The sequence below is a fragment of the Pseudomonas sp. FG29 genome, from assembly GCF_057809355.1.
Window position 1 is genome coordinate 335,081 of the sequence record NZ_JBMDJU010000001.1, and the last position, 25,019, is coordinate 360,099.

General features: G+C 63.6%; 25 protein-coding genes and 1 pseudogene. 9 read left to right on the forward strand and 17 right to left on the reverse strand.

Annotated elements, in window-relative coordinates:
* Positions 1-102: 102 nt before the first annotated feature.
* The 5 genes from rsxC to metG form a co-directional block, all read right to left on the reverse strand.
* The gene (gene rsxC / locus ACODS1_RS01655) at positions 103-2,547 is read right to left on the reverse strand and encodes an electron transport complex subunit RsxC (protein WP_489084274.1); all 2,445 of its coding nucleotides are present in this window, start codon (positions 2,545-2,547) and stop codon (positions 103-105) included.
* Positions 2,544-3,119 carry an electron transport complex subunit RsxB gene (gene rsxB / locus ACODS1_RS01660; protein ID WP_489084275.1) on the reverse strand — a complete coding sequence of 192 codons (576 nt, stop codon included), beginning with the start codon at positions 3,117-3,119 and terminating at the stop codon, positions 2,544-2,546. Before rsxB ends, rsxC begins: the two co-directional genes overlap by 4 nt.
* Positions 3,116-3,700 carry an electron transport complex subunit RsxA gene (gene rsxA, locus ACODS1_RS01665; RefSeq protein ID WP_277374313.1) on the reverse strand — a complete coding sequence of 195 codons (585 nt, stop codon included), beginning with the start codon at positions 3,698-3,700 and terminating at the stop codon, positions 3,116-3,118. The genes rsxB and rsxA overlap by 4 nt, the downstream gene beginning before the upstream one ends.
* A 133-nt stretch (positions 3,701-3,833) precedes the next feature.
* Positions 3,834-4,589 carry a DUF4349 domain-containing protein gene (locus ACODS1_RS01670; RefSeq protein ID WP_489084276.1) on the reverse strand — a complete coding sequence of 252 codons (756 nt, stop codon included), beginning with the start codon at positions 4,587-4,589 and terminating at the stop codon, positions 3,834-3,836.
* A gap of 21 nt (positions 4,590-4,610) precedes the next feature.
* The gene (metG, locus tag ACODS1_RS01675) at positions 4,611-6,647 is read right to left on the reverse strand and encodes a methionine--tRNA ligase (protein ID WP_489084277.1); all 2,037 of its coding nucleotides are present in this window, start codon (positions 6,645-6,647) and stop codon (positions 4,611-4,613) included.
* Between the two features lie 183 nt (positions 6,648-6,830).
* Here metG and apbC point away from each other — a divergent pair, with 183 nt between their 5' ends.
* Positions 6,831-7,919 (forward strand): iron-sulfur cluster carrier protein ApbC, encoded by a 1,089-nt coding sequence (gene apbC, locus ACODS1_RS01680; RefSeq protein ID WP_489084278.1) that lies wholly within the window; start codon positions 6,831-6,833, stop codon positions 7,917-7,919.
* A 217-nt stretch (positions 7,920-8,136) separates the two neighbouring features.
* Here apbC and ACODS1_RS01685 read toward each other — a convergent pair whose 3' ends face one another.
* Positions 8,137-8,349, reverse strand: a complete 213-nt coding sequence (locus tag ACODS1_RS01685; RefSeq protein WP_268178504.1) for a cold-shock protein — start codon at positions 8,347-8,349, stop codon at positions 8,137-8,139.
* A 300-nt stretch (positions 8,350-8,649) separates the two neighbouring features.
* Here ACODS1_RS01685 and dcd point away from each other — a divergent pair, with 300 nt between their 5' ends.
* Together dcd and ACODS1_RS01695 are read left to right on the forward strand one after the other, a co-directional pair.
* Positions 8,650-9,216, forward strand: a complete 567-nt coding sequence (gene dcd, locus ACODS1_RS01690) for a dCTP deaminase (protein ID WP_322981517.1) — start codon at positions 8,650-8,652, stop codon at positions 9,214-9,216.
* Positions 9,217-9,346: 130 nt separating this feature from the next.
* The gene (locus ACODS1_RS01695) at positions 9,347-9,559 is read left to right on the forward strand and encodes a hypothetical protein (protein ID WP_489084552.1); all 213 of its coding nucleotides are present in this window, start codon (positions 9,347-9,349) and stop codon (positions 9,557-9,559) included.
* A 59-nt stretch (positions 9,560-9,618) separates the two neighbouring features.
* Here the strand turns inward: ACODS1_RS01695 and nadE are convergent, their stop codons facing one another.
* Genes nadE through ACODS1_RS01710 form a run of 3 tightly spaced genes read right to left on the reverse strand, consistent with a single transcriptional unit; the run spans position 9,619 to position 12,345 of the window.
* On the reverse strand, positions 9,619-10,446 hold the full coding sequence (nadE, locus tag ACODS1_RS01700) for an NAD(+) synthase (RefSeq protein WP_489084279.1): 828 nt from the start codon (positions 10,444-10,446) through the stop codon (positions 9,619-9,621).
* 10 nt (positions 10,447-10,456) lie between these two features.
* Entirely contained in the window at positions 10,457-11,662 is a 1,206-nt protein-coding gene (gene pncB, locus ACODS1_RS01705; protein WP_322981519.1) for a nicotinate phosphoribosyltransferase, read from the reverse strand.
* Positions 11,659-12,345 (reverse strand): nicotinamidase, encoded by a 687-nt coding sequence (locus ACODS1_RS01710; protein WP_489084280.1) that lies wholly within the window; start codon positions 12,343-12,345, stop codon positions 11,659-11,661. Before ACODS1_RS01710 ends, pncB begins: the two co-directional genes overlap by 4 nt.
* Positions 12,346-12,445: 100 nt before the next feature.
* On the opposite strand from ACODS1_RS01710, the gene ACODS1_RS01715 reads away from it, so the two are divergent.
* Complete coding sequence (locus ACODS1_RS01715; protein ID WP_489084281.1) at positions 12,446-13,135, forward strand: NUDIX domain-containing protein; 690 nt, start codon at positions 12,446-12,448, stop codon at positions 13,133-13,135.
* Between the two features lie 232 nt (positions 13,136-13,367).
* Here ACODS1_RS01715 and ACODS1_RS01720 read toward each other — a convergent pair whose 3' ends face one another.
* The 4 genes from ACODS1_RS01720 to ACODS1_RS01735 form a co-directional block, all read right to left on the reverse strand.
* Positions 13,368-15,881 (reverse strand): penicillin acylase family protein, encoded by a 2,514-nt coding sequence (locus ACODS1_RS01720; RefSeq protein ID WP_489084282.1) that lies wholly within the window; start codon positions 15,879-15,881, stop codon positions 13,368-13,370.
* Positions 15,882-15,979: 98 nt separating this feature from the next.
* Positions 15,980-16,444, reverse strand: coding sequence for a DUF2489 domain-containing protein (locus ACODS1_RS01725; RefSeq protein ID WP_322981523.1), 465 nt, complete (start codon positions 16,442-16,444; stop codon positions 15,980-15,982).
* A 7-nt stretch (positions 16,445-16,451) separates the two neighbouring features.
* A complete protein-coding gene (locus ACODS1_RS01730; protein ID WP_037049080.1) occupies positions 16,452-16,646 on the reverse strand; it encodes an SEC-C metal-binding domain-containing protein in 195 nt (64 codons plus the stop codon).
* Between the two features lie 5 nt (positions 16,647-16,651).
* Positions 16,652-17,149 carry an LEA/WHy family protein gene (locus ACODS1_RS01735; RefSeq protein WP_322981524.1) on the reverse strand — a complete coding sequence of 166 codons (498 nt, stop codon included), beginning with the start codon at positions 17,147-17,149 and terminating at the stop codon, positions 16,652-16,654.
* Positions 17,150-17,377: 228 nt separating this feature from the next.
* Between ACODS1_RS01735 and ACODS1_RS01740 the strand changes: the two genes are divergently transcribed.
* Complete coding sequence (locus ACODS1_RS01740; protein WP_489084283.1) at positions 17,378-17,923, forward strand: hypothetical protein; 546 nt, start codon at positions 17,378-17,380, stop codon at positions 17,921-17,923.
* 67 nt (positions 17,924-17,990) lie between these two features.
* Here ACODS1_RS01740 and ACODS1_RS01745 read toward each other — a convergent pair whose 3' ends face one another.
* The 3 genes from ACODS1_RS01745 to ACODS1_RS01755 all read right to left on the reverse strand — a co-directional run bounded on the left by ACODS1_RS01745 (position 17,991) and on the right by ACODS1_RS01755 (position 20,178).
* Complete coding sequence (locus tag ACODS1_RS01745; protein WP_489084284.1) at positions 17,991-19,112, reverse strand: hypothetical protein; 1,122 nt, start codon at positions 19,110-19,112, stop codon at positions 17,991-17,993.
* An 84-nt stretch (positions 19,113-19,196) separates the two neighbouring features.
* On the reverse strand, positions 19,197-19,676 hold the full coding sequence (locus ACODS1_RS01750; protein WP_489084285.1) for a YchJ family protein: 480 nt from the start codon (positions 19,674-19,676) through the stop codon (positions 19,197-19,199).
* A 4-nt stretch (positions 19,677-19,680) separates the two neighbouring features.
* On the reverse strand, positions 19,681-20,178 hold the full coding sequence (locus ACODS1_RS01755) for a DUF6231 family protein (protein WP_322981528.1): 498 nt from the start codon (positions 20,176-20,178) through the stop codon (positions 19,681-19,683).
* 466 nt (positions 20,179-20,644) lie between these two features.
* On the opposite strand from ACODS1_RS01755, the pseudogene ACODS1_RS01760 reads away from it, so the two are divergent.
* The 3 genes and pseudogenes from ACODS1_RS01760 to ACODS1_RS01770 all read left to right on the forward strand — a co-directional run.
* Positions 20,645-20,998, forward strand: a pseudogene (locus ACODS1_RS01760) (OmpA family protein); the annotation flags it as partial.
* A 160-nt stretch (positions 20,999-21,158) separates the two neighbouring features.
* The gene (locus ACODS1_RS01765; RefSeq protein ID WP_489084286.1) at positions 21,159-21,452 is read left to right on the forward strand and encodes a DUF1145 domain-containing protein; all 294 of its coding nucleotides are present in this window, start codon (positions 21,159-21,161) and stop codon (positions 21,450-21,452) included.
* Positions 21,445-22,206 carry a collagen-like protein gene (locus ACODS1_RS01770; protein WP_489084287.1) on the forward strand — a complete coding sequence of 254 codons (762 nt, stop codon included), beginning with the start codon at positions 21,445-21,447 and terminating at the stop codon, positions 22,204-22,206. Before ACODS1_RS01765 ends, ACODS1_RS01770 begins: the two co-directional genes overlap by 8 nt.
* A gap of 42 nt (positions 22,207-22,248) precedes the next feature.
* On the opposite strand, the gene ACODS1_RS01775 is transcribed toward ACODS1_RS01770, so the two are convergent.
* Complete coding sequence (locus tag ACODS1_RS01775) at positions 22,249-22,713, reverse strand: CopD family protein (protein WP_322981531.1); 465 nt, start codon at positions 22,711-22,713, stop codon at positions 22,249-22,251.
* A 130-nt stretch (positions 22,714-22,843) separates the two neighbouring features.
* Here ACODS1_RS01775 and dinG point away from each other — a divergent pair, with 130 nt between their 5' ends.
* On the forward strand, positions 22,844-24,988 hold the full coding sequence (gene dinG, locus ACODS1_RS01780) for an ATP-dependent DNA helicase DinG (RefSeq protein ID WP_489084288.1): 2,145 nt from the start codon (positions 22,844-22,846) through the stop codon (positions 24,986-24,988).
* Positions 24,989-25,019: the final 31 nt, after the last annotated feature.

Sequence of the window (25,019 nt, forward strand, 5' to 3'; positions counted from 1 at the left end):
GTTCATTCCCCGGATTGCATCCGGGCTACGGTGTCTTTGCCGCCCGGATGATCCGGCGCGACGGGTTATCTTTTGTAGCCCGGATGCAATCCGGGAAGGTTGTCAGGCCTGGTATTCCGCCAGCTTGCGTTCGGCCTCGGCCAGGCGCGTACGGGCCTGCTCCAGCGCATCGCTGGTGGCGTTGTCGTCACGCTCCAGCTTGCGCAGGTCGGCGCGGGCGAAGGCCACTTCTGTTTTCAGCGCTTTCAGCTCGGCATCCACGCCGGGGCGTTCGGTGCGTACAAGTTCCGGCGCAGGTTTACCCGAGGCCGCTTCGGCGGCGTGCAGGCTTTGCTCGGCAGCGGCCAGGGCATCGCGCAGCGGTTGCAGTGCGGCTTCGTCGCTGCCGGCTTTCTCCGCCTTCTTCAGCTCGGCACGTTTCATCGCCAGTTCGATCTTGGCCTTCTTCAGTCCATCGTCACCGGCGGGTTTGGCGGCCGCAGCGGGCTTTTGGCTGTCCAGCTCGGCCAGAGCTTTCTCGGCGGCTTCCAGTTGCTGGCGTACGCGGGCGATCTCGGTTTTTTGCTCGTCGTACGGGGCTTCGATCTTTTTCAGCTTGCGCAATTGCGCCTTGAGCATGGCGGCGTCGATCTTGGCTTTTTTCAGCGCTTCGTCGCCAGCGGGTTTGGCAGCGGCTGCGGGCTTCTGGCTGTCCAACTCGGCCAGTGCTTGCTCGGCGGCTTCCAGTTGCTGGCGCACGCGGGCAATTTCGGCTTGCTGTTCGTCGTCCGGGGCCTCGATCTTCTCCAGCTTGCGCAGTTGCGCCTTGAGCATGGCCGCTTCGATCTTGGCCTTCTTCAGCGCTTCGTCACCGGCCGGTTTGGGCGCCGGGACTGGTGCTGCTGCCTGGGCATTGGTCAGCGCTTTCTGCGCGGCTTCGGCCGCTGCACGCAACTCTGTGACCTGTGCCTGCAGCTCGGGCGTGTCGTGGGCGGCCAGTTGCTTTTCCGCCTTCTTCAACGCGACCTGGGCCATGCTGGCTTCGATCTTGAGTTTCTTCAGCGCTTCATCGGCCGGCGCCGCTGCGGCAGCAGGCGGGGCTTCGGCTTGTGCTAGCTTGGCGCGGGCGGCTTTCTCGGCGCGGGCCTTGCGCTCGGCTTCCTTCTGCTCCTCGGCGCGGCGCAGGCGTTCCTGGCGTTGCTCGAAGCGCTGTTTGGAGTGTTCGGCCTTGAGCTGCTTCTGTTCCAGCTCGCGAATTTCCGCTTTGGCCACACGGTAGTACTGCACCAGCGGGATGCTCGACGGGCAGACGTAGGCACAGGCGCCACACTCGATGCAGTCGAACAGATTGTGTTCCTTGAGCTGCTCGTGCTCCTGGCCGAGGGCGAAGAAGTGCAGTTGCTGTGGCAGCAGGCTGGCTGGGCACGCCTGCGCACATTCGCCGCAGCGGATGCAGGGCATGGCCGGTGGCGGTGGTGGCAGTTCGGCAGCTGTGCTGGCCAGCAGGCAGTTGCTGGTCTTGATCACCGGCACGTCCAGCGATGGCAGGGTAAAGCCCATCATCGGGCCGCCCATGATCAAGCGGTTGATCTTGCTCGGGTTGAGCCCGGCGAAGGTCAGCAATTCGCCCACCTGTGTGCCGATCAGCACCTCGACGTTGCCGGGGCGCGCCAGTGCTTCACCGGTCAGCGTAGTGATGCGCGAGATTAGCGGTTTGCCCAGCAGGATGGCGTCGTGGATAGCCACACAGGTGCCGACGTTCTGGCAGAGGATGCCGATATCGGCCGGCAGCCCGCCGCTGGGCACCTCGACGCCGGTGAGAATCTGGATCAGCTGTTTCTCGCCGCCGGACGGGTACTTGGTGGGAAACACCCGCACCTGGTAGTCATGTCCGGCGCAGGCAGCACGTACGGCAGCGATGGCTTCGGGCTTGTTGTCCTCGATGCCGATCAGCACCTGCTGCGGCTGGATCAGATGGGCGAGCACCTCGATACCGGCCACCAGCTCGGCAGCGCGCTCGCGCATCAACACGTCATCGGCGGTGATGTACGGCTCGCACTCGGTGCCGTTGATGATCAGCGTATGGATCTTCTGTGTTGGCCGTGCGGTGAGCTTGACCGCTGTGGGGAAGCCGGCGCCGCCGAGGCCGTTGATGCCGGCCTCGCGGATCAATGCCAGCAGTTCGGACGGCTCCAGGCTGCGATAGTCGGCTGGCGGCGTCAGTTCGACCCACTCGTCCAGACCATCGCTGTCGATGACGATGGCCGGCGCCAGCATGCCGGAAGCATGCGGATAAGGCTGCTCACCGATAAAGGCGATAGTGCCGGAAGTCGGCGCATGCAGCGGCACACTGACGAAGCCGTTGGCGCTGGCGATCTTCTCGCCCTTGCGTACACGCTGCCCAACGACCACGCAGGTCTCGGCGGCAGCGCCAATGTGCTGGCCGAGCGGCAGCACCAGGTGCTTGGGCAATGGTGCTTGCTGGATTGGCGTGCGGTTGGACAGCTCCTTGCGCTCGGCAGGATGGATGCCGCCAGGGATATCCCAGATACGTTCCTGTGCACTCATGCAGCCTGCTCCCGGTCGCTGGCGATCAACTGGCCGGGCGCCAGCGGCTTGTCCCACTTCCAGCTCTGCACGCTGCTACCGACTTCGAGCATGTCGATGCAGTCCACCGGGCAGGGTTCGACGCACAGGTCGCAGCCGGTGCACTCGCTGACGATCACCGTATGCATCTGCCGCGCCGCGCCGACGATGGCGTCCACCGGGCAGGCCTGGATGCACTTGGTGCAGCCGATGCATTCCGCCTCGCGGATGAAGGCGACCATCTGCGGCTTCTCGCCTTCCACCGCATCCAGCGGCTCCGGCTCCACATCCAGCAGGTCGGCCAGTGCGGCGATGGTCGCCTCGCCGCCGGGCGGGCACTTGTTGATCTTGTCGCCGCCGGCAATGGCCTCGGCGTAGGGTTTGCAGCCGGGGTAGCCGCACTGGCCGCATTGGGTCTGCGGCAGCAGGGCGTTGATCTGCTCGGCGATGGGGTCGCCCTCGACCTTGAAGCGCACGGCGGCGAAACCGAGGATAGCGCCGGCGACCAGGCACAGCGCGAGCAGGGCAAGGACGGCGACCAAAACCAGACTCATAGCTTGATCAGCCCGGAGAAGCCCATGAAGGCCAGCGACATCAGCCCGGCGGTGATCATGCCGATGGCCGCGCCCTGGAAGGATTTCGGCACGTCGGCGATGGCGATGCGTTCACGCATGGCGGCGAACAGCACCAATACCAGGGAAAACCCCAGCCCCGCAGCGAAGCCGTTGACGGTAGCGGTGACGAAGGTGAACTCGGCCTTGTTGGCGTTGAGCAGGGCCACGCCGAGGACGATGCAGTTGGTGGTGATCAGCGGTAGGAAGATACCCAGTACGCGATAGAGCAAGGGGCTGGTCTTGTTCACCACCATTTCGGTGAACTGCACCACCACGGCGATCACCAGGATGAAGCTGATGGTGCGCAGGAATTCCAGATCCAGCGGTTTGAGCACGTACTGTTGCACCAGGTAGCTGCACATGGCGGCCAAGGTCAGCACGAAGGTGGTCGCCAGAGACAGGCCGATGGCGGTTTCGATCTTCTTCGACACGCCCATGAACGGGCACAGGCCGAGGAACTGCACCAGCACGAAGTTATTGACCAGGATGGCGCTGACCATGATCAGGACGAGTTCGGTCATCGGGTTGCCGTCGAGTGCGCAAAGGCCATAGGAAAAGGGCGCCTATTATCGGGAAGCGGCCCGGGCCATACAAGCCGAGTGCGGCGATTTGCCTGCGCTCGGCTGTGTTTCACGCTCAGCAGTCTGGCAGATTTCAGCGCTGGGTGAGGCGTCTCCACAACTTGCGCAGGCCGAGCGCCACCGGGAACAGCACGATGAGGAAGGGCAGGCTGTAGCCGACGAACTCGATGACGTTGGCGGTGCCTTCGATCAGGTTGTCCTGCAGGCGCGAGAAGGCGTCGCCGATGCGGTTGTGTTCGTAGCTGCTGGTTAAGGTCAGGGTCAGCAGGTTGGTGTCGAGGCGCCGCTGCTGCTGGGCGGCTTCCTGGGCGATGGTCTGCAACTGTACTTCCAGTGCGGCCTGCTCGCGGGCCAGGGCCAGCAGGTCGGCCACCGCCAGATCATCACGTTGCTCGAACTGCTGGAGGGTACGTTGCTGGCGCAGCAGTCGTTCGTGCTGGCGCTGGTTGTCGCTGACGGCCTGGGCCAGGTCTTCGGCATGGGTACTGCGGCTGACCAGTTCGCCGCCCGCGCTGGCCAGTTGGGTGAGCGGTTCGACACCTTCCGGCACGATGCGCAAGGTCAGCTCGCCGCGAGGTGCGCGGCCGCTGCTTTGCTGCGCGCCCAGTAGGCTGCAGTTGCCGAAGCGGGCGGTCAGGCAGGCCTCACGGGTGCTGGCGAGGCGCTCGCCAATCTGCTCGGCGGGCAGCTCGATCACCACCTGATGTTCGTAGGCCAGGTAGTTCCCGGCCTGGTTGCGCTCGCCCTGCAAGCCACCACCGCCCGGCGTATCGGGCGATGGCGAGCAGCCGGCGAGGGCAAGAAGGGGTAACACCATCCATGGTTTCATCGAGGCCTCCTGGCTCGTTCGTTACTTGACGCGCTGGCCCGGCTTGGCGCCGCTGTCCGGGCTGAGCAGGTAGATTTCCTCGCCACCTGGGCCGGCGGCCAGCACCATGCCTTCGCTGATGCCGAACTTCATCTTGCGCGGCGCCAGGTTGGCCACGTACAGGGTCAGGCGGCCTTCCAGTTTGCTCGGATCCGGATAGGCGGACTTGATGCCGGAGAACACGTTGCGCTTCTCGTCACCGATATCCAGCGACAGGCGCAGCAGCTTGTCAGCGCCTTCGACGAACTCGCATTTTTCGATCAGGGCGATGCGCAGGTCGACGGCGGCAAAGGCGTCGAAGTTGATCTCGGCGGCCAGCGGGTCTTTGGCCAGTTCGCCGTTACCAGCAGGTTTGCTGGCTTCGGCGGCCAGGTCTTCCTTGGAGGCTTCGGTCATGGCTTCGATCTTCGCCGGCTCGATGCGGGTCAGCAGCGGGGTGAACGGGTTGAGCTGGTGGTCGGCCAGCGGCATGGTCAGGTCTGCCCAGGTCAGTGCCGGCACGTTGAGGAAGGCCTCGGCATCGGCAGCCAGTTTCGGCAGCACTGGCTTGAGCATGATCACCAACTGGCGGAACAGGTTGATGCCCAGGGCGCAGATTTCCTGCACCTCGGCCTGCTTACCCTCGACCTTGTTCAGCGCCCAGGGCGCCTTGTCGGCGATCCAGGCGTTGGCGCGGTCGGCCAGCGCCATGATCTCGCGCATGGCGCGGGAGAAGTCACGCGCCTCGTAGGCGTCGGCGATGCTCGGTGCGGCGGCCTGGAAGGCATCCCACAGGGCGGGCTCGGGGTTGGCCGTGACCAGCACGCCGGCATTGCCCTTGTGGATGAAGCCGGCACAGCGGCTGGCGATGTTGACCACCTTGCCGACCAGATCCGAGTTGACCTTCTGCACGAAGTCCTCGAGGTTCAGGTCGAGGTCATCGACGCCACGGCCCAGCTTGCTGGCGTAGTAGTAACGCAGGTATTCCGGATTCAGGTGATCCAGGTAGGTGCGCGCCTTGACGAAGGTGCCGCGCGACTTGGACATCTTCTGCCCGTTCACCGTCAGGTAGCCATGCACGTTGACTGCGGTCGGCTTGCGGTAGCCGGCGCCTTCGAGCATGGCCGGCCAGAACAGGGCGTGGAAGTTGACGATGTCCTTGCCGATGAAGTGGTACAGCTCGGCCGTGGAGTCCTTGCCCCAGAAGGCGTCGAAGTCCAGATCCGGGCGGCGTGTGCAGAGGTTCTTGAAGCTGGCCATGTAGCCGATCGGCGCGTCCAGCCAGACGTAGAAGTACTTGCCCGGCTCACCCGGAATCTCGAAGCCGAAGTAGGGCGCATCGCGGCTGATGTCCCACTCCTGCAGACCGCTATCGAGCCATTCGGCCAGCTTGTTGGCCACCGCCTCCTGCAGCGTGCCGGAGCGCGTCCACTGCTTGAGCATGGCCTCGAAGTCCGGCAGCTTGAAGAAGAAGTGCTGCGACTCCTTGAGCACCGGTACGGCGCCGGAGATGGCCGAGCGAGGGTTCTTCAGTTCGGTCGGCGCGTAGGTGGCGCCGCATTTCTCGCAGTTGTCACCGTACTGGTCGTCAGTGCCACATTTCGGGCAAGTACCCTTGATGAAACGATCGGCGAGGAACATGCCCTTCTCAGGGTCGAAGTATTGGGTCACCGCACGGGTGGCAATATGGCCCTTGTCGCGCAGCGCCAGGTAGATGGACGCCGACAGCTCGCGGTTCTCCTCCGAGTGGGTGGAGTGGTAGTTGTCGAAATCCACCAGAAAGTCGGCGAAGTCGGCCATGTGCTCGGCACGCACGCCGTCGATCAGTTGCTCGGGGGTGATGCCTTCCTTCTCGGCGCGCAGCATGATCGCCGAGCCGTGGGCATCGTCGGCGCAAACGTAGACGGCCTGATTGCCGCGCAGTTTCTGGTAGCGCACCCACATGTCGGTCTGGATGTACTCGAGCATGTGGCCGAGGTGGATCGAACCGTTGGCGTAGGGGAGGGCGCTGGTAACGAGAATCTTGCGGGCTTCGGTCATGGTGATCGGCTGCACTGGTAAAACGAGGGAAGTCGGCAACTATAAAGCAGCGGCAGGCTGCAAGCCACAAGCTGCAAGCAAGAGCGGATATATGCAGGGTCATGGTCGTGGTCAGACGTATGCGGTGGGTCGCTGCTGTTAAGATGCTCATCTGATTTTTTGCCTGCCTTCTGGAGTTCTTGCATGAGTGCCGTCACCCGCGAAGCGGTCGAAGCCTGTCTGCGTCAGTTCACCGACCCCCATCTCGAGCTGGATCCGATCAGCGCCGGTTGCCTGCGCGAAGTCGACATCCAGGGCGCGCGCGTGGCCGTGCACCTGGAGCTCGGCTACGCCGCCGGGCTGTTCAAGAACGGCTGGGCGCAGATGCTGCAGATGGCCCTGGAGAACCTCGAGGGTGTGGACAGTGTTCGCGTGCAGGTCGACTGCGTGATCGATTCCCACCAGGGTCAGGCCCAGGTGCCGGCGTTGGCCGGGGTGAAGAACGTGATCGCCGTGGCCTCGGGCAAGGGCGGCGTGGGCAAGTCCACCACCGCCGCCAACCTGGCGCTCGCATTGGCCCGCGAAGGTGCGCGGGTGGGCATGCTCGATGCCGATATCTACGGCCCCAGCCAGGGCATCATGTTCGGCATCGCCGAGGGCACGCGGCCGCAGGTCAAGGAGCAGAAGTGGTTCGTGCCGCTCGAAGCTCATGGCGTGCAGGTGATGTCCATGGCCTTTCTCACCGACGACAACACGCCCATGGTCTGGCGCGGGCCGATGGTCAGTGGCGCGTTGCTGCAACTGATCACCCAGACCGCCTGGAACGACCTCGACTACCTGGTGATCGACATGCCGCCGGGCACCGGCGACATCCAGCTGACCCTGGCGCAGAAGGTGCCGGTGGCCGGCAGCGTGATCGTCACCACCCCGCAGGATCTGGCTCTGCTGGACGCCAAAAAAGGCGTGGAAATGTTCCGCAAGGTGCATATCCCGGTGCTGGGTGTGGTGGAGAACATGGCGGTGCACATCTGCTCAAACTGTGGCCACACCGAACATCTGTTCGGCGAAGGTGGCGGCGAGAAGCTGGCCGCGCAGTATGGTGTCGAGCTGCTGGCATCGCTGCCGCTGTCGATGGCCATCCGCATGCAGGCCGATGAGGGCAAACCGACCGTGATTGCCGATCCGGAGAGCCAACTGGCGATGATCTATCAGGATCTGGCGCGCAAGGTGGGCGCGCGTATCGCCCAGGCGGGCAAGCCGACCATGCCAAACATCGAGATCAGCGAGGACTAAAAGCGCCGCGTAGCGGCATCTGGTTACCCCATCCTATTTATGGGAGTGGGCCGAAGGGTGGGAGAGGGCGATGGACGCATCCTTCTCCGACCCTGTTTGCGTAGGAGCGGCTTCAGCCGCGAATTGCGTGAATAGCTCCGGCTATACAGGGCGTACAAACAGGCATAAAAAAGCCCCGCACTGGGCGGGGCTCTTTATTGCAGCTTAAAAGCGCAGATCAACCAACGATCTGAACTTCTTCAGCTTGCATGCCTTTCTGGCCACGGGTAGCCACGAAGGAGACCTGCTGGCCTTCCTTCAGGGTCTTGAAGCCGTCAGCCTGGATGGCTTTGAAGTGTACGAAGAGGTCGTCACCGGATTGCGGGGTGATGAAGCCGTAGCCTTTCTCATCATTGAACCACTTGACGGTGCCGTTCTGACGATTGGACATGTGATGTCTCCTAAACAGAATTGATAACAGCCTCGGAAAAGCCCAGGCCGGGACTGAGTGCAACGAGTACTAGGAGTCGGACGATGTTTGGATCGAAATCTAGGCATCAAGTAGCGATTCGCGGTGACACATGCAGCACAGTGAACACACCATACGTGTTTTTATCGCCGAGTGCGAATGCTGGATGCAGCTTTTTTCGCAAATTATCCGCGAAGGTTCTGGCAGCGCTCTTTGAAGCCCGGCGCCAGCCTCGGTAAGATGCGTGCACTTTTTCGCAACGAACCATTCAGGACCTTCGCCATGAGCATCAAATCGGACAAGTGGATTCGCCGCATGGCCCAGGAACACGGGATGATCGAACCGTTCGTCGAGCGCCAGGTACGCGGTGCCGACGCCAGTCGCGTGATCTCCTACGGCGTGTCCAGTTACGGCTATGACGTGCGCTGCGCCGACGAATTCAAGGTGTTCACCAATATTCACTCTGCCATCGTCGACCCGAAGAACTTCGACGAGAAGAGCTTCGTCGACATCAAGAGTGATGTCTGCATCATTCCGCCGAACTCCTTCGCCCTGGCCCGTACCGTCGAGTACTTCCGCATTCCGCGTGACGTGCTGACCATCTGCCTGGGCAAGAGCACCTACGCGCGTTGCGGCATCATCGTCAACGTCACGCCGCTGGAGCCGGAGTGGGAAGGCCACGTGACCCTGGAGTTTTCCAACACCACCAACCTGCCGGCGAAGATCTACGCCAACGAGGGCGTAGCGCAGATGCTGTTCCTGCAGTCCGACGAGGCCTGCGAGGTGTCGTATCGTGATCGCGGTGGCAAGTACCAAGGGCAGAGAGGCGTCACTCTGCCGAAAGCCTGATCGACCAGGTCAGCAGCAGAAGCCGGGCAATGCCCGGCTTTTTCATGAGCAGCGTCATTGATCGAAAAGGCTGAATTTCCCGAGCGGGCAGCACTCAACTTGCAATAGCCCACGTTCAGGAGAGCCTTCCATGCCCCTTGTCGATTTCAGCGCCGCTGCTATTCCCGGCCAGCCGGAACCCGATATTCCCGATCAGCCTGGTAAGCCCGTGCCCCCGCAGGAGCCGGGTGAGCCGACGGTGCCGGATCAGCCGCCATCGGTGCCGGTCGCCCAGTGCCGGCCTCGCGAGATGGTCGAGCGTTGTGTCGCACCGGCGGAGCGTGTCGCGGGCGAGTGGCATTAGCGCAGGTTTGCAAACGAAGAAGCCGGGCAATGCCCGGCTTCTTTTTCGGTCGGCGAGGATCAAGGCACCAGCGGTAGTTCGCGTTTGTGACGGCTGTTGTCGTACGTGCGCACGATGGTGGCATAGGCCTCGTCGCTGACCTTCTCGCCATGCAGGAAGGCGTCGATCTCGGCGTAGGTCACGCCGTGCGCTTCTTCGTCCGGTTTGCCTGGGCGCAGTTCTTCCAGGTCGGCGGTCGGGGTCTTCATCACCAGGTGCTGCGGTGCGCCCAAATGCGCGGCAATGGCGCGCACCTGTTTCTTCACCAGGCCGGACAGCGGAGCGAGGTCGCAGGCGCCGTCACCGAACTTGGTGAAGAAGCCCATCACCGCTTCGGCAGCGTGGTCGGTGCCGATCACCAGGCCATTGTTGGCGTTGGCGATTGCGAACTGGGCGACCATGCGAATGCGTGCCTTGATGTTGCCGACGACGAAGTCGCGACGGGCATCAGTGAGTTTTTGCAGGTGGGTGACCTGCTCGCCCAGACCCAGCACGCTGGCCGCGATATTGACGGTATCTTCCTCGTCGGCGCGGATGAATTTCAGCGAATCCTGGGCGTCGTGTTCGTCATGCTGGGCGTTGTGCGGCAGGCGCACGGCGATGAAACGGTAGGCGTTATCGCCGGTTTCCGTGCGCAGTTCTTCGACCGACAGCTGGGCCAGGCGCCCGGCGGTCAGCGAGTCGACGCCGCCGCTGATGCCGAGCACCAGTACCTTGAGGCCGGACTGCTTGAGGGTGTGCTTGATGAAGGTTTTGCGCCGCTCGATCTCCGCGATCAGCGCGGCGTCGTCGGCAAACGGCGGCACGACGTCGAGGGCGGCGGCAATTTCGGCTTGGCGGTTGCTCATGTCTGTGTCCTCACTGGGCGTCAGGGACGCGAAAGACGTGTTTCAGGTAGTGGACGAAGTTCTCGTCGCGGCATTGGGTCTTGCCGGGCGTATCGGAAATCTTGGCCACCGGCTGACCGTTGCAGGCGATCATCTTGATCACGATGTTCATCGGCTCGACGCCGGGGATGTCACAGGTCAGGTTGGTGCCGACGCCGAAGCTTACGTGGATTCGCCCGGAAAGTGCACGGTAGAGCCGTAGCGACTTCTTCAGATCGAGCCCGTCGGAGAACACCAGAGTCTTGGTCATCGGGTCGATGCCGAGGCTCTCGTAGTGGGCAATGGCTTTTTCCGCCCACACCAATGGGTCGCCGGAGTCGTGGCGCAGACCATCGAAGAGCTTGGCGAAGTACAGGTCGAAGTCGGCCAGGAAGGCGTCCATGGTGATGCAGTCGGTCAGCGCGATACCCAACTGGCCACGGTACTCGCGTACCCAGCAGTCCAGTGCGGCGATCTGGCTGTCGATCAGGCGCGGGCCGAGTTGCTGGTGCGCCATCAGCCATTCGTGGGCCATGGTACCGATGGGTTTGACATCGAACTCGCGCGCCAGGTGCAGGTTGCTGGTGCCAACGAAACGGCCGGGAAAATCGCGTTTGAGGATGCGTACGGCCTGTTCCTGCACGCGATAGGAAAAACGCCGACGGGTGCCGAAGTCGGCCAGTTGGAAACCGGCCAGCTCGTCGTCGCTGGCCTCGCTGCGCAGCCAGTCGATCTTCTCGTAGAGGCGCTCGGCCGCCTGCTCCAGCAGCACTTCGCGGTAGCGGTAGCGATTGCGCACCTCGCTGATGATCGCCAGCAGCGGCACTTCGAAGAGGATCACATGCAGCCAGGGGCCACGCAGGCGAATGCTCAACTGGCCGTCTTCGATGCTGGTGTGCACGTAACGCAGGTTGAAGCGAAACAGGCTGAGGAAGCGGATGAAGTCCGGCTTGATGAACGGAATGCGTTCGAGGAAAGCGAGCTGATCGACGGTCAGGCTCAGTTCGCTGAGGCGCTCGAACTGGTAGCGGATCTCGGCCAGGTAGGGCGTCAAATCCTCGCTGTTGCGGCAGCGGAACTCCCATTCCACTTCGGCGTTGGGGTAGTTGTGCAGCACCGCCTGCATCATGGTCAGTTTGTACAGGTCGGTATCGAGCAGGTTCTGCACGATGCGGTCGGCGAAGATGCTGTCGCTCATCCTTGTGTCTCCAGGGGCAGGGTCGCCTCCAGCTCTTCCTGGCTGGCGGCGAGAATGATGCCGGCGTCCACCATCGCTCGGCTGGCGATCGAGGCCGTATCTTCGGCGATGGCGCGGCAGGCGGGCAGATAGACGATTACCTCGAAACCTGCACGACGCAGTTGCAGGGCCGTGGTCTTGACGCAGTAATCCAATGCCAGGCCGCCGACCACTACATGGTCGACGCCATTGTGCCGGAGAAATTCGATCACGCCCGTGCTGCGCTTCTCGGCCAGGTCGTGGTAGCAGGCGCCGTAGGGGTGCAGATCCGGTTCCACTCCTTTCCAGACGAAGTAGTCATAGTCCAGCGGTGCGGGGAGGCCGTCGAGCAACTCGAAGCCTTGGGTGCCCGGTACGCAGTGGCTGACCCAGGTCAGATCGGCGTTGGCCAGGGGCAGGGCGCGGAGCATCTCGGCGTGGCTGTCGACCACCCAGGCGGCCTGCGGGCTGTGGGCATCCTTGCTGCCGATGCGCAGTTGCGCGCAAGCGGCCATCTGATTCAGTGCCGGGACGATGGTGTCGCCACCGGGCACGGGCAGCTCGCTCGGGCATAGCGGGGTGAAGCCTTTCTGGGCGTCTACATCGAAGCTGGCGATCTTCATGGTGCGCCTCCTTCCTGCGCATGGGGTGACTACATATTTCATCTGATGAAATATGTAGTCAAGCGTTTTTTATCATCCAGAGGTGAAAAGCGCGGGCTTATTGGTCAAGATGAAATAAGTGCAAGGAGACGTGAGGGGCGCGATGAGTGCAGTGGAGGTTTTGGCGGGCGTCGACATCGTGGCGTTGCGCCTGGGGGAGGCAGGTTTGCAGGTGCTGTTGCTGCGCCGCCAGCGTGAGCCCTATGCCGGGCAATGGGCGTTGCCGGGTGTGCTGGTCAACGGCCGTTGCGCCGATGCCAGCCTGGACGCCGCCGCCGTGCGGGCGCTGGCGGAAAAGGCGCGTTTGCAACCGCAGCATCTGGAGCAGGTGGCCACGGTGGGCAATGGTGTACGTGATCCGCGTGGCTGGTCGCTGAGTACCTGCTACCTAGCGCTGCTCGCGCCGGACGTCGAGCCTCAGGATGAAGGTCTACGTTTCGTCGACTTGCAGGCGGTGATAGGGGGGCAGCAGGCGCTGCCGTTCGATCATGCCCACCTGGTGCGCCTGGCTGCCGAGCGTCTGCAGGGCAAATCGGTTTACAGCTCGCTGCCGCTGTTCCTGCTGGCGCCACGCTTCAGCGTCACCGAGGCGCTCGCGGCCTTCCAGGCCAGCCTGGGTGAGCCGGTGCAGCACACCACGCTGCGTGGACGCCTGGAGCGCATGAAGGCGCAAGGCTGGATCATCGATACCGGCGAGAAGAACTACCCGAAGATGGGGCGCCCGCAGATGCTGCTCGAGCATCGCCCGCAGGCCGGGGCAGCCTTCATTTTCGACCGCAGCCTGCTGGCCTGAGGTCGAGTGTAGAAAACGCAGGCAAAAAAATAGGCGCCAGAGGCGCCAGGGGAGCATTGCAATCGATGCATAGGTTCTGAGCCTGCGATCTCTGCGAAGTTCAATTCCGGCTGATTTTTCTGCAGGCAAAAGAAAAGGCGCCAAGGGCGCCTTAAAGATGATCTATGGAGTAAGTCGATTATTCAGAGCGTGGCGCTGAGCAAAAGGTTCAGCGCCTGCCGACGAACGGTCGTTACTTGCCCGGCATCAGCAGCAGACGTTGGCTGCCGTAGACCTTGTCCAGATTCTGCGCCTTGAACGGGAAGCTCATGTAGCCGCCCTTGAGCCAGGACTCGATGCCATCGGCATAGTGCGGGCTGGCCGGGTTGCCGGACTGCCCCGAACTGTTGACGCCGATCAGCGGCTCGTCGGCAGAGAAGTCGACGACAATGCGCATCGCTGGAATCAGGAACGTGTTGAAGTCCTGTCCCCAGGGGTAAGCCGAGACGTTCAGCGTGCTGTGGTCGCCACCGGCCGGGTAGGGGCCGCGATCCAGGTAGCCTTTGAGCGCATTGATGCTGCTGCGCTGGCTGGCGCTCATGTAGGGCGCCATGCGGGTGGTGTCGGTGACCCACTCGTAGGTGTGCAGCTTGCCCCACTGCCAATTGCGCCGTTCGCTGCCCAGGCGGCTTTCCAGCAGGTCGATGCTGGCGGCCAGGCTGTGCGCCAGGATGGCCGGCTTGTCTTCCTTCTGCGGGGTGCGGATGTCGTCCCAGAACGGGCTGTCAGGACGGCCGAGCAGGTGATCGGCCTGCGCCGAGTAGGAGGTATTGGCGGTCTCCAGCAGGGCCTTCCAGGCCGGGCTGCCTTCGGGGCCGAGTTCGTCGAGGAAGATCTGCCGCGCGCTTTCCTGCAGGAAGGCGCCGTAGACGGCCGCATCTGCAGAGGTGGCGGCCAGCTTGCCATCGAAGGCCAGCAGGCGCTTCAGCGCCTCCTCGGCGCGTTCGCGCTGGCCAGCCGGCAGGGCGGCGATGGCTTGGCGCAGCGAATCATGCATGGCCGGATCATTGAACATGGCCTGCAGTTTGGCGACGAAGGGTGAGGTCTGGTCGTACTGCATGGCGATCATGCTGCGCGCATCATGGCGACCGTTGCCGGCCAGTTCGGCGATACGCTCGGCGCGCTCCGGGTAATACCAGGAGCTGGACAACTGCATGCCGTAGCCCGGCGGCACACTGCGTTCGTTGGCTGTTCCCAGCCAGCCCTGTGGCGGATCCTGGTCATAGGGATGCAGCATCGGGTCGGCGTAGCCATCCCAGGCATAGCGGTCGTCCCAGCCGGGCGACGGCATCAGGCCGCGACCTTCCCTGCGGTTCGGGTAGCGCCCGGTAACCTGCCAGCCGATGTGCTGGGCATCGGCAAAGACGATGTTAAGCGGCATGGCGCGGATTTCCCGCGCGGCTTCGAAGGCTTCGTCCACCGATTGGGCGCGGGACAGGTCGAAGAAGGCATCGAGGCTCTTGTCGCGCTCGAACAGGGCCGTCTTCAGTGCCAGGCCATACCCACTCTGTACGGGGAGCGGTTGCAGCATGTTCTTGCGCTCGCCCAGCACGGTGTTGAGCAGCGGGCCATTGCGGGTCTCGTACAGGGTTTCGCGGATCGGCCGTTGGCCCTTGATGAAGAAGGTTTCCTGGCGCTCGCTGACCGGCAGCCACTTGCCGTCGGCCTGGTACATCAGGCGACTGCCTTCACGCTTGATGCGTTCGAGGAAGATGTCCTGGTTGTCGCCCATGACCATGGTCATGCCCCAGGCCAGCTTGCCGTTGTAGCCGGCGACCACGGCCGGTACGCCGGCCAGGGAGATGCCGGCAGCCTGGTACTTGGGCGAGCGGATCTGCACGAAATTCCACAGCGACGGCATGCTCAGCGGCAGGTGCGTGTCGTTGGCCAGCAGGCTCTTGCCGCCACGGCTGCGCTCGGGGGCGATGGCCCAGTTGTTCGAGGCGGCGACGCCGAGCATGTGCTGGTCGGCGATCTGCGCAGCGGTGCGCGCCATCGCCTGCAGGCCGGGTAACTGGCCCTTGAGATCGAGGCCGGCGAGCTTCTCCGCTTCGGCGAAGGGCAGCGGCTCGTCCGGGTAGATCGGCAGCAGCCAGGGCAATTTGTCCACGCCCACTTGCTGGGCCATGGTCAGCGCCGCGATTTCTTCCTGCAGGTTCACCGACAGGCCGAAATTCAGCAGGCAGAACAGCAGCACCGAATCCTCTGGCTTCCAGTATTCGGGGCGATAGCCGGATTCGGCCAGATCCATGGGCAGGCGATCGCGGTAGCGGAACAGGTAGGCGTTGACGCCACGTGCGTACACCTCAAAGAAGCGCTTCAGGCGCGGCGAGGCGTCGGCGTAAAGGATCTCCGCGCTCTTCTTCAGGTTCACCGCGCGCATGAATCGATCCATCTCCAGCGCGCCTGGTCCGGTCATCTCAGCCAGGCGTCCCTGGGCCAGCAGGCGCATGCCGACCATCTGGCTGAGACGGTCGCCGGCATGCACGTAGCCGAGGGTGAACAGGGCGTCGTGGAAGGTGCTCGACTCGATCAGCGGCATACCCAGGGCGTTGCGCCGTACCGATGCGCTCTCGGCCACGCCCTTGACCCGCTCCACGCCACGGGTGGGCGGCACGCTGTCGGCGTAGCGGCTATTGAGCAGGGACTGGCAGCCGGCGAGGCTGATCAGGGAGGCGGCAAGCGTCAGGCGGGCCAGCGTGCGCATGGCGGATTTCCTTGGTGTGCGTGGGCAAGGCCGATCCTGTGTCGATCGGCCACAAAGGCGCCAAGGTAAAGAGGCCGTCGCAGCCTGGCAAGAGGGACTCAGGCGTTCGTGCGTGCGCGCCTGAGCCCATCGTCGAGCAGCCAGCGCGCCGCCGTGCGGGCGGCGGCCTTGTGCTGCAGTTCCAGTTCGTTGAAGCGCTTCTCGAAGCGCCGCCGCTCGGTCTTGTCCAGCGCCTTCCAGGCGGCGTGGGTCGGAACGTCGGCAGTGGCGTCGAAGATCAGGTGGAACACCTGGCAGCGGCTGTCATTGCTCAGGGCACTGTCATAGTTGTCGAGCAGCACCTTGATGCGAATGGCGCCCTCGATCAGCGGCAACTGCTCGTCGAGCAGACTGCTGGCGAGGATGTTCAGGTCGCCGCCGAGCCGATCCTGGCGTTCCTCGCGGGCTTCATCCTGGGCGCGTTGCTGGGCCCAGACGCGGCGCCAGAGGTGCCAGGCGTAGACAGCCAAAGCCGCGATCAGCAGCAGGCCGGCGAGCAGCAGGGACAAGGTCAGAGTGGTCATGCGCGGTTCAGGCGCCGTGGCACTTCTTGAATTTTTTCTGGCTGCCGCACGGGCAGGGATCGTTGCGGCCGACATCCTTCAGCGCGTTGCGTACCGGCTCCTGATGGCCGTGGTTGCAATGCGGGCCGTGCACATGGCCGTGATCGTGATGATCGTGGTCGTGGTTGCAGTCAGGGCCGTGGACGTGGGGTTGGTTGCTCATGGGGGTTACTCCGGGATGAAATCGCCGGGAATTATCTCGCCATTGCGCGACATGTGCACGCTGCGGCTGAACAGCATGCCGGTTTTCACCTCGCCCTTGAGGCTATAGCGGATCGGCTTGTTGGGTTTTTCCAGCATCTTCACCACCTGGCGTACATGACGCCAGAGGTTGGTGCGTACCGGAATCTCGAAGGTGTGGTGGCCGTGAGCAGGCACGGTAAACCACTCGCTGGAGGAACCTTCGGCCAGGGGGATGTCGTTGAGGGTGACGTCGTAGTCCAATCCACGCACCGGCAGGCTGACGCCGTTGGGGTTGTCGATGCGAAAGCGCAGGCGAAACTCCTGCTCGAGCAGCTTGGCCTTGATCACGTCTACCTTGATGAGTCGGACATCCGGGTCCTTGAAACCACCCGTCATCCAGGTGGAGCATCCTGCCAGGCCTGAAGTCAGGCCCAAAAACATCAATAGGCTGATAATTCTTATCGTTTGCGCCTGAGAAAACATTTCATACCCCCATTGCGCCCCAGTGTAACAAGCAACCGCTTGGCTGCAACCTGGGGGGCGTCAATTATTTTCCGGGTGCCCCGATTCGCCTGTTGGGTAGCCTAAGCCGCTGTTTGTAGTGCGTTCGACCGGTTTTGCCTGACGCTGTGGTCGGCGCTGAGACGGCGTCGTTGTGAGCCGGAAAAAACCTGCGCCATACTGAGTGCCGAATAGGACAGGAGTGTGACCATGAGCCGCTATGAGATCGCCTTTTCCGGACAACTGGTGCCGGGTGCCCAGCTGGAGCCGGTGAAGGCCAACCTGGCCAAGTTGTTCCAGGCCGATGCCCAACGCATCGCTCAGCTGTTCTCCGGGCGCCGCATCGTGATCAAGAACAATCTTGATGCCGCCGGTGCCGAGAAGTACCGGGTAACACTGGAGCGAGCCGGAGCGCTGGTCGAGGTGGTCGACATGGACATGCCGATCGAGGAAGTGGAGCTGGCGCCGCCGCCGATGGAGCCGCCGAGCGTTCCTGTCGCCCAGGCCGGGCGTCCGGGGCGCTTGCAGGTTGCGCCGCGTGACGAGTACATGGCGGCTTTCAGCAATGTCGACGCGCCGGACTTCGGCATCGCGCCGGTCGGCAGCGATCTGCAGGATGCCAGGCCGGAGGCCGAGGCGCCGCAGGTCGACCTGTCGCAGTTCAGCCTGGCGCCTGTGGGTAGCGACATGGGTCAGGCACGGGCTGAGGCAACTGCACCAGCGCCGGATACCTCGCACCTGAAGTTGCAGGATTGAGGTAACTGCACGGCTGCAACTCCTCCAAAAAACGCCGCGCTGCCATGGCCGTGCGGCGTTTTTGCATCTAGCCCGCCTGGTTCGTGCACTTGGCTTCGGCTTCCTCGGGCTTGAGCTTGCGCACGCTGATGTAGAACAGCTCACAGGTCTGCAACTTGTCGGTCACCTGCCATTTCTGCGTGCAGCCATCGAGGGTTTGCTGCGCATTGGCTGAAGGCTGCTGACCCATGCCGGCTTGCCAGCAGGCCGCACTGAGATCCTGACCCATGACCTGGATGCCATTGGCGTCGGCCTTGGTCTGGCTGCCGCCATTATTGGCAGGGTCGGCTGCATACCAGATGTAGCTGGGGTGGTTGGCGCCCAGCACCGCGACCGTCTGACCGGGCGCGGCGGTGATCTGGCCCAGGCCCAGCACTGGCAGGGTCACCCCATATTGCTGCTGGATCCAGCTGCGCACCGGGCTGCCGAAGGCAACCATGGGCAGACTGGTGCCCCCCTTGCCCGCACTGAGTTCGCTGACCATCCGTTGCTGGTAGCTGTTGAAATAGTCGTAAACGCCCTCCAGCGAGCTACCGGCGCTGGCTGGTGCGGCAATGGGAGCGATGTCGATGATGGTCTGGTAGGCCGGTGTCTGCGTCGCCGCAATGCCGTTGTAGGTGAGCAGCGCCGCCCAGCGGTCTGTGGTGCTGGAATGCAGGTAATCCTGTGCCTGGGTCAGGGAGTAGTCAGGCGGGAAGTGCAGCAGCTCGACGCTCTTGCGATTCTCCAGGGCCATGCCCAGGGGCAGGAAGAAATACCAGTTGTACTGCCATTTGCCGTCGCGGTTCAGGCGGCTGGCACCGTCGTAGGCCAGGTCGCCGGCGTCGAGCAGTTCTTCGAGCGGTTTGCCGTAGTCGGCCGGCACGCCCTTGAAATGGGCGTGAATGCGCTCGCCTTCGCGTTTCACCTCGACGCTGGCCTGGGCATAGCCATCGCGTTGCAGGCTCTGGTCGAGGTAGTGCTCGACCGTCTGTTCCAGCGTCCAGTCGCGGTAGCAGATGACGTTGCAGTTGTTGGGGTAGGCGAACAGGCGTGTGACGCGCTGGCTATCGCCCAGGTCGATGAAGTCGCTCGAGTGTTCATGGGGCGTGCTGACGCAACCGGCCAGCAAGCTGGCCAGAAAGAGGGCGATACCACGTTGCTTGTGCATGTGCTTCTCCTTGTTGAGCGCGGGCGATTGGCTGGCCCGAAGTGATCAACTCAAGCAGAAGCCGGTGCGCTTGTCAGGGCATATTCAGCCCAGGTAAGCGCTGCAGCATTTCTTGAACTTCTGGCCGCTGCCGCAGGGGCAGGGATCGTTGCGGCCTGCCTTGAGCGGCGCGGTGGGGTCGATGAAGTACCAGTGGCCCTCGTGCTGCACGAAAGCCGAGCATTCGCGATGGCTGTGCTCGCCGTTCTCGTCATGCCAGCGTGCAGTGAAGGTAACCTGGGCATGTTCGGGCTTGCCACCGAAGACTTCGCGGCTTTCCACCTCGAGGCCAAGCCAGGTGCTCTGGGCGCTCCAGGCGGCGATGGCGGTGCGATCCAGAAGCGCTTGCTGAGCTGGCAAGGTAGTTGCCACCAGGTAGTCCACCAGGCCCAGTACATAGGCGCTGTAGCGCGAGCGCATGAGTTGCTCGGCGCAGGGCGCCGGGGTGCCGGCATGGTAGCGGCCACAGCACTGTGCGAGCGGGTTGCCACTGCCGCACGGGCAGTTGGAAATAGCGGTCGTCATCGGCTCACCACCAGTATTTGCCGAAAAGTTCGGGGTTGGCCCAGAACTTTGCGTTCAACCAGTCGGGAACTTGCTTGTAATCGAGTAGATCATAGGTGAACAGATGTAGCACTTGGCCTTCACGCTGGAAGCATTCGCTGGCCTGCATGGCCAGGGCGTAGAAGTCGGTTTCCTGCCAGTCGCAGGCGTGCATGTCCACCAGGGTGGCGACGCGGCTGGCATTGAGGTTGCGAATGCCGCCGAGCAGCTCGAGGCCTTGCTTCTTGGACAGGTGCTCCAGGCAGTCGACCAGCAGGGCCAGGTCGTAGCGCTGGCTGCGCAGTTCGGTGGAAAGCGGGGCCGCCGGGGCGATGTCGATGCGGCATTGTGGATGAGCCTCCTGGAAGGCGCTGACGGCCGGCAGGGCGCTGGCGCCTACCAGCAGCAGGTGCTGCGGGGCATAGCGATCGAGCAGGGCGGCCAGGGCCTGCTGAGGTGTACGGGAAGAAGGATGGCGGGTCATCTGGCGTCCTCTAGCTGGGAAGCAAAGGCTAACCCAGTGCGTCATTCACTGCCATTGCGGCAGGGAACGCGCCAATGCGGCGCATGCATCACCGTGGAAAGGGCATAACTGGCGTATCACTCCATAGCCGTCTTTACTGGTTGAGGATCGGTTATGGGCCGATGAACATTGGAGACCTAAAATTATGAGTATCACAAGGAACGCAGTACCCCTGATTCTGGCCGGCACCCTGTTGACCGGCTGCGCCGGCGTGCAGAAAACCGACTGGCCGACCTGTGCCGCCGTCGGCGGTGTGGGTGGCGCGGCATTGGGGGCGATCGAAAGTTCTAGCTGGGCGGGCGGCGGCGCTCTGGTCGGTGCGGGCATGGGTGCAGCCTATTGCTGGGTGCACGGTGCCGATTCGCAGAAGGTTGCTCAAGTCGAGGAAGTGGTCGTCGAGCAGGAAGAAGTCGTGGTCGCCGAGCCGGCTGAAGCCGTGCGGGTCGAGCTGGACGTCAAGTTCGACTTCGACAAGGCCCAGGTCAAGCAGGAGAGCTACGGCGACATCAAGGCGCTCGCGGACTTCATGAAACAGTATCCATCCACCAGCACCGTGGTCGAAGGTCACACCGACTCCGTGGGCAGCGATACCTACAACCAGGGCCTGTCCGAGCGTCGTGCCAAGGCCGTGCGTGACGTCCTGGTCAATCAGTACGGTGTCGAAGGCAACCGCGTCAATGCCGTGGGTTATGGCGAGTCCCGTCCGGTGGCTGACAACGCCACTGCCGAAGGCCGTGCCATCAACCGTCGTGTAGAGGCTGAGGTCGAAGCGCGTCCCTGACCCTCGCCTGTCAGCGCAAGCCCCGTCTGGCTCCGGCCAGGCGGGGCTTCGTCATTTCTGGCGTGCAGGCGCCTGGATATCGCGTGTTGCTCTGGTGGTTGCCCTCGCGACCGGTTAACGTGCTGCACCCAACTAGAAGAATGCTTACACGAGGGCGGCGATGAAGGTACTGATGATGCTTGGCAAGGTGCTTGCCGGGGCGTTCTGGCTGGTTTTTGCGGCGGCACTAGGGCACTGGCTGGATAGCCCGTTCCAGCAGATGATCTACCTGCTCGCCGCCTGCCTGCTGGTACTGCATGCTCTGCAGCTGTGGCTGTTCGTCAAGGTACCGGCAACCGGCGCCAGCCCCTGGCATGACCGTTTCCAGGTCATGCTGTTCGGTATCTTCCATCTCTATGCGCTAGCGAAGCCCGAAGCCCCAGCGGTTGCGAACGCGGAGGTGGCTCATGCGTAAACTTGCCTATGCACTGTGCTTTTGCGCGGCGACAGCCATGGCCAACTCGCAGGTCAGTGTCGCCAGCAACACCCTGATGCGTCTGCCGACTTCGGCAAGCGTGCTGTATCTCGACCGGCTCGAAGTGGCGGATCAGGCGACCCTGCTGATCCCGCCCTCGGTCACCGAGCTGCATATCGGCCAATTGCTAATGGGCCGTGAAGCCCGTATCGGTGTGGCACCGAGCGATCAGCCCCTGCGCATCGAAGTGCTTGATGCCGATGTCGCGGATGGCGCCTGGATCAGCGCCAAGGGCGCGGCAGGTACCTACAACCATCCGGCTACACCGGGCCGTGAGATCCGCGTGAAGATGCACAAACTGACGGTGGAGTCGCTGACCCTCGACGTGCGCGGCGGCCGTGGCAGGCCCGGCTATGCCGGCCTCGATGGTGCCCACGGTCAGCCCGGTGGCTGCACCTGGGGCAGTGCCAGCGCCGGTTACGACGGCCAGGATGGCAGCGACGGTCATCCGGGTGCTCCGGGCGGCAAGGTCATCCTGGAAGTGCCGAACGAAGTGGCGCAGGAGAAGTTGCAGGTGCTGCTCGACGGTGGTGCCGGTGGTGAAGCCGGCAGCGCTGGCAAGGCCGGGCGTGGCGGTGCAGCCAAGGATTGCTGGCTGTATGGCGTCAAGGGTGCGCCGGACGGCAGCCCAGGCAAGCCGGGGCGTCCGGGTAGCGCCGGCCCCGATGGCGACTTGCAGGTACTGCGCTTTTAAGCGCTTGTGCGCCGGGTGCGAGCCCGGCGCTTGTCCGCCGATTCAGAAGGATGGGCGCATGGCCACCAGCGCGATCAGCGCCAGGCCGATCAGCAGGTTGCTGCCCACCACACGGCGGATGCGCCCCAGCACTTCGCCGCCAGCCGGCCAGTTCTCCGCTTCTACCGCGCGGCGCAGCTCCGGCAGTTGCAGGGCTTGAATACGCAGGAACAGCGCCAGCATCACCAGATACAGCCCCATCATGATGTGCACGTAGCGTGGTGCGCCGTCGAAGCCGCCGTAGCCCGCATGCAGCATGCCCATGCCGGTTACCGGCAGCACCAGCACCGCGACCCAGACCCAGACGAAGAAGCGCTTGAACACGTTCAGCCACAGGCGCAGGCGGGCAGGGGCTTCCAGCACCTCGACGGCGGCGGGGCGCAGGATCATCCAGGCGAAGAACATGCCGCCGACCCAGATCAGGGCTGCCAGCAGGTGCAGGGTGTAGAGCGGTGCGTAGAAGGTCATCGGGCTTCTCCTGTCGATTCTTGTCATGCTCGTTCAGCACAGGGTTCTGCGCCGGATCGATTGGCGCGCTATGATAGCGGCCGCTCCGCGAATACTGAAAATTTATCCAGCCTTTTTCGTTTCAGAATCCATGCTCAGCACTGAACTCAAGTCCCAGATCCAGGGCGCCTATTCCCGCTTCCTCGAGGCCAAGTCGCTCAAGCCTCGCTACGGCCAGCGGTTGATGATCGCCGAGATCGCCAAGGTGCTCGGCACCATCAAGAGCGACGACGAGGGCAAGCGCCTGGGCGACCCCGCCGTGGTAGCTGTAGAGGCCGGCACTGGTACCGGCAAGACCGTCGCCTACAGCCTGGCCACCATCCCTACCGCCAAGGCGGCCGGCAAGCGCCTGGTGATCGCCACCGCTACCGTGGCCCTGCAGGAGCAGATTGTGCACAAGGATCTGCCCGATCTGTTGCGCAACAGCGGCCTGAACTTCAGCTTCGCCCTGGCCAAGGGGCGTGGCCGCTACCTGTGCCTGTCCAAGCTCGACAACCTGCTGCAGGACGGCGCCGCACAGAGCGCCACGGCCCAGTTGTTCGAGGATGAAGGCTTCAAGATCGACGTCGACGAGCAGGGCCAGAAGCTGTTCACCGCGATGATCGAGAAGCTCGCCGGCAACAAGTGGGACGGCGACCGCGACAGTTGGCCCGAAGAGCTGGAAGACAGCCGCTGGGCACAACTGACCACCGACCACAGCCAGTGCACCAACCGCCATTGCCCGAACTTCCAGCAGTGCGCCTTCTACAAGGCGCGCGAGGGCATGGGTAAGGTCGACGTGATCGTCACCAACCATGACATGGTACTGGCCGACCTGGCGCTGGGCGGCGGTGCGGTGCTGCCGGATCCGCGCGAAACCCTCTACGTGTTCGACGAAGGTCACCACCTGCCGGACAAGGCCATCGGCCACTTCGCCCATTTCACCCGCCTGCGCAGTACCTCCGACTGGCTGAGCCAGATCGACAAGAACCTGACCAAGCTGCTGGCGCAGAACCCGCTGCCGGGCGATCTCGGCCGCCTGATCGAACAGGTGCCGGAGCTGGCCCGTGAGCTGAAGACCCAGCAGCAGTTCATGTTCAACGCCTGCGAAGAGATTGCCGACTTCAAAGCCGGCGAGGACATGGAAGGGCGCGAACGCCCGCGTCATCGCTTCGTCGGCGGCGTGGTGCCGGAGCATCTGACTGAGCTGGGGTTGGAGCTGAAGAAGGGCTTCTCCAAGCTCAACGATCTGTTTACCGGCGTCACCGAACTGCTCAAGGAAGCGATGGACGGCGAGGGCGCCGTGGGCATCGCCAGCCACCAGGCCGAGGAGTGGTATCCGCTGTTCGGCAGCCTGATGGCGCGTGCCAAGGGCAACTGGGAGCTGTGGCTGGCCTTCACCGCCGAAGACCCGGAAGAAAGCCCGCCCATGGCGCGCTGGCTGACCCTGGCCGAGAGCGGCGCGCTGTACGACATCGAGGTCAATGCCAGCCCGATCCTCGCCGCTGAAACCCTGCGTCGCAACCTATGGAATGTCGCGTACGGCTGCCTGGTGACCTCCGCCACGCTGACCGCGCTGGGCACCTTCGACCGTTACCGCATGCGTGCCGGGCTGCCCAAGGTGGCGGTCACCGCCATCGTGCCGAGCCCCTTCCACCACGCCGATGCTGGCGTGCTGCGTGTGCCCGACCTCAAGGCCGACCCGCGCGATGCCGCCGCGCACACCGCTGCGATCATCCGCGAGCTGCCGACGCTGGTGGCTGGCAGCCGCGGGACGCTGGTGCTGTTCTCCTCGCGCCGGCAGATGCAGGACGTGTTCGACGGCCTGGAGCGTGACTGGCGCAAGCGCGTGTTCATCCAGGGCAACCTGTCCAAGCAGGAGACCCTGAACAAGCACAAGGCGCGCGTCGATTCCGGCGAAGAGAGCGTACTGTTCGGCCTGGCCAGCTTCGCCGAGGGCGTCGACCTGCCCGGCGCCTACTGCGAGCACGTGGTGATCGCCAAGATTCCTTTCGCCGTACCGGACGATCCGGTCGAAGCGGCGCTGGCCGAATGGATCGAGGCGCGCGGCGGCAACCCCTTCATGGAAATCGCCGTGCCCGACGCCTCGCTGCGCCTGGTGCAGGCGTGCGGGCGTTTGCTGCGTACCGAGGCCGACCGCGGCACCATCACCCTGCTGGATCGGCGCGTGGTCACCCAGCGCTACGGCAAGGCGATTCTCAATGCCTTGCCGCCCTTTCGTCGGGAAATCCACTGAAGCGCCCGTACCACGGGCCTTTGTGGGGTGC

Bases quoted from the DNA above. Each gene is read 5' to 3' on its own strand.
- ACODS1_RS01695 (WP_489084552.1), top strand. From the start codon at position 9,347: ATGCCCCTTGTCGATTTCAGCGCCGCTGCTATTCCCGGCCAGCCGGAA.
- rsxC (WP_489084274.1), bottom strand. From the start codon at position 2,547: ATGAGTGCACAGGAACGTATCTGGGATATCCCTGGCGGCATCCATCCT.
- ACODS1_RS01770 (WP_489084287.1), top strand. From the start codon at position 21,445: ATGCGTAAACTTGCCTATGCACTGTGCTTTTGCGCGGCGACAGCCATG.
- ACODS1_RS01710 (WP_489084280.1), bottom strand. From the start codon at position 12,345: ATGAAATATGTAGTCACCCCATGCGCAGGAAGGAGGCGCACCATGAAG.
- dcd (WP_322981517.1), top strand. From the start codon at position 8,650: ATGAGCATCAAATCGGACAAGTGGATTCGCCGCATGGCCCAGGAACAC.
- dinG (WP_489084288.1), top strand. From the start codon at position 22,844: ATGCTCAGCACTGAACTCAAGTCCCAGATCCAGGGCGCCTATTCCCGC.
- nadE (WP_489084279.1), bottom strand. From the start codon at position 10,446: ATGAGCAACCGCCAAGCCGAAATTGCCGCCGCCCTCGACGTCGTGCCG.
- ACODS1_RS01745 (WP_489084284.1), bottom strand. From the start codon at position 19,112: ATGCACAAGCAACGTGGTATCGCCCTCTTTCTGGCCAGCTTGCTGGCC.
- rsxB (WP_489084275.1), bottom strand. From the start codon at position 3,119: ATGAGTCTGGTTTTGGTCGCCGTCCTTGCCCTGCTCGCGCTGTGCCTG.
- ACODS1_RS01725 (WP_322981523.1), bottom strand. From the start codon at position 16,444: ATGACCACTCTGACCTTGTCCCTGCTGCTCGCCGGCCTGCTGCTGATC.
- ACODS1_RS01670 (WP_489084276.1), bottom strand. From the start codon at position 4,589: ATGAAACCATGGATGGTGTTACCCCTTCTTGCCCTCGCCGGCTGCTCG.
- metG (WP_489084277.1), bottom strand. From the start codon at position 6,647: ATGACCGAAGCCCGCAAGATTCTCGTTACCAGCGCCCTCCCCTACGCC.
- pncB (WP_322981519.1), bottom strand. From the start codon at position 11,662: ATGAGCGACAGCATCTTCGCCGACCGCATCGTGCAGAACCTGCTCGAT.
- rsxA (WP_277374313.1), bottom strand. From the start codon at position 3,700: ATGACCGAACTCGTCCTGATCATGGTCAGCGCCATCCTGGTCAATAAC.
- ACODS1_RS01730 (WP_037049080.1), bottom strand. From the start codon at position 16,646: ATGAGCAACCAACCCCACGTCCACGGCCCTGACTGCAACCACGACCAC.
- apbC (WP_489084278.1), top strand. From the start codon at position 6,831: ATGAGTGCCGTCACCCGCGAAGCGGTCGAAGCCTGTCTGCGTCAGTTC.
- ACODS1_RS01750 (WP_489084285.1), bottom strand. From the start codon at position 19,676: ATGACGACCGCTATTTCCAACTGCCCGTGCGGCAGTGGCAACCCGCTC.
- ACODS1_RS01765 (WP_489084286.1), top strand. From the start codon at position 21,159: ATGAAGGTACTGATGATGCTTGGCAAGGTGCTTGCCGGGGCGTTCTGG.
- ACODS1_RS01735 (WP_322981524.1), bottom strand. From the start codon at position 17,149: ATGTTTTCTCAGGCGCAAACGATAAGAATTATCAGCCTATTGATGTTT.
- ACODS1_RS01720 (WP_489084282.1), bottom strand. From the start codon at position 15,881: ATGCGCACGCTGGCCCGCCTGACGCTTGCCGCCTCCCTGATCAGCCTC.
- ACODS1_RS01755 (WP_322981528.1), bottom strand. From the start codon at position 20,178: ATGACCCGCCATCCTTCTTCCCGTACACCTCAGCAGGCCCTGGCCGCC.
- ACODS1_RS01775 (WP_322981531.1), bottom strand. From the start codon at position 22,713: ATGACCTTCTACGCACCGCTCTACACCCTGCACCTGCTGGCAGCCCTG.
- ACODS1_RS01715 (WP_489084281.1), top strand. From the start codon at position 12,446: ATGAGTGCAGTGGAGGTTTTGGCGGGCGTCGACATCGTGGCGTTGCGC.
- ACODS1_RS01740 (WP_489084283.1), top strand. From the start codon at position 17,378: ATGAGCCGCTATGAGATCGCCTTTTCCGGACAACTGGTGCCGGGTGCC.
- ACODS1_RS01685 (WP_268178504.1), bottom strand. From the start codon at position 8,349: ATGTCCAATCGTCAGAACGGCACCGTCAAGTGGTTCAATGATGAGAAA.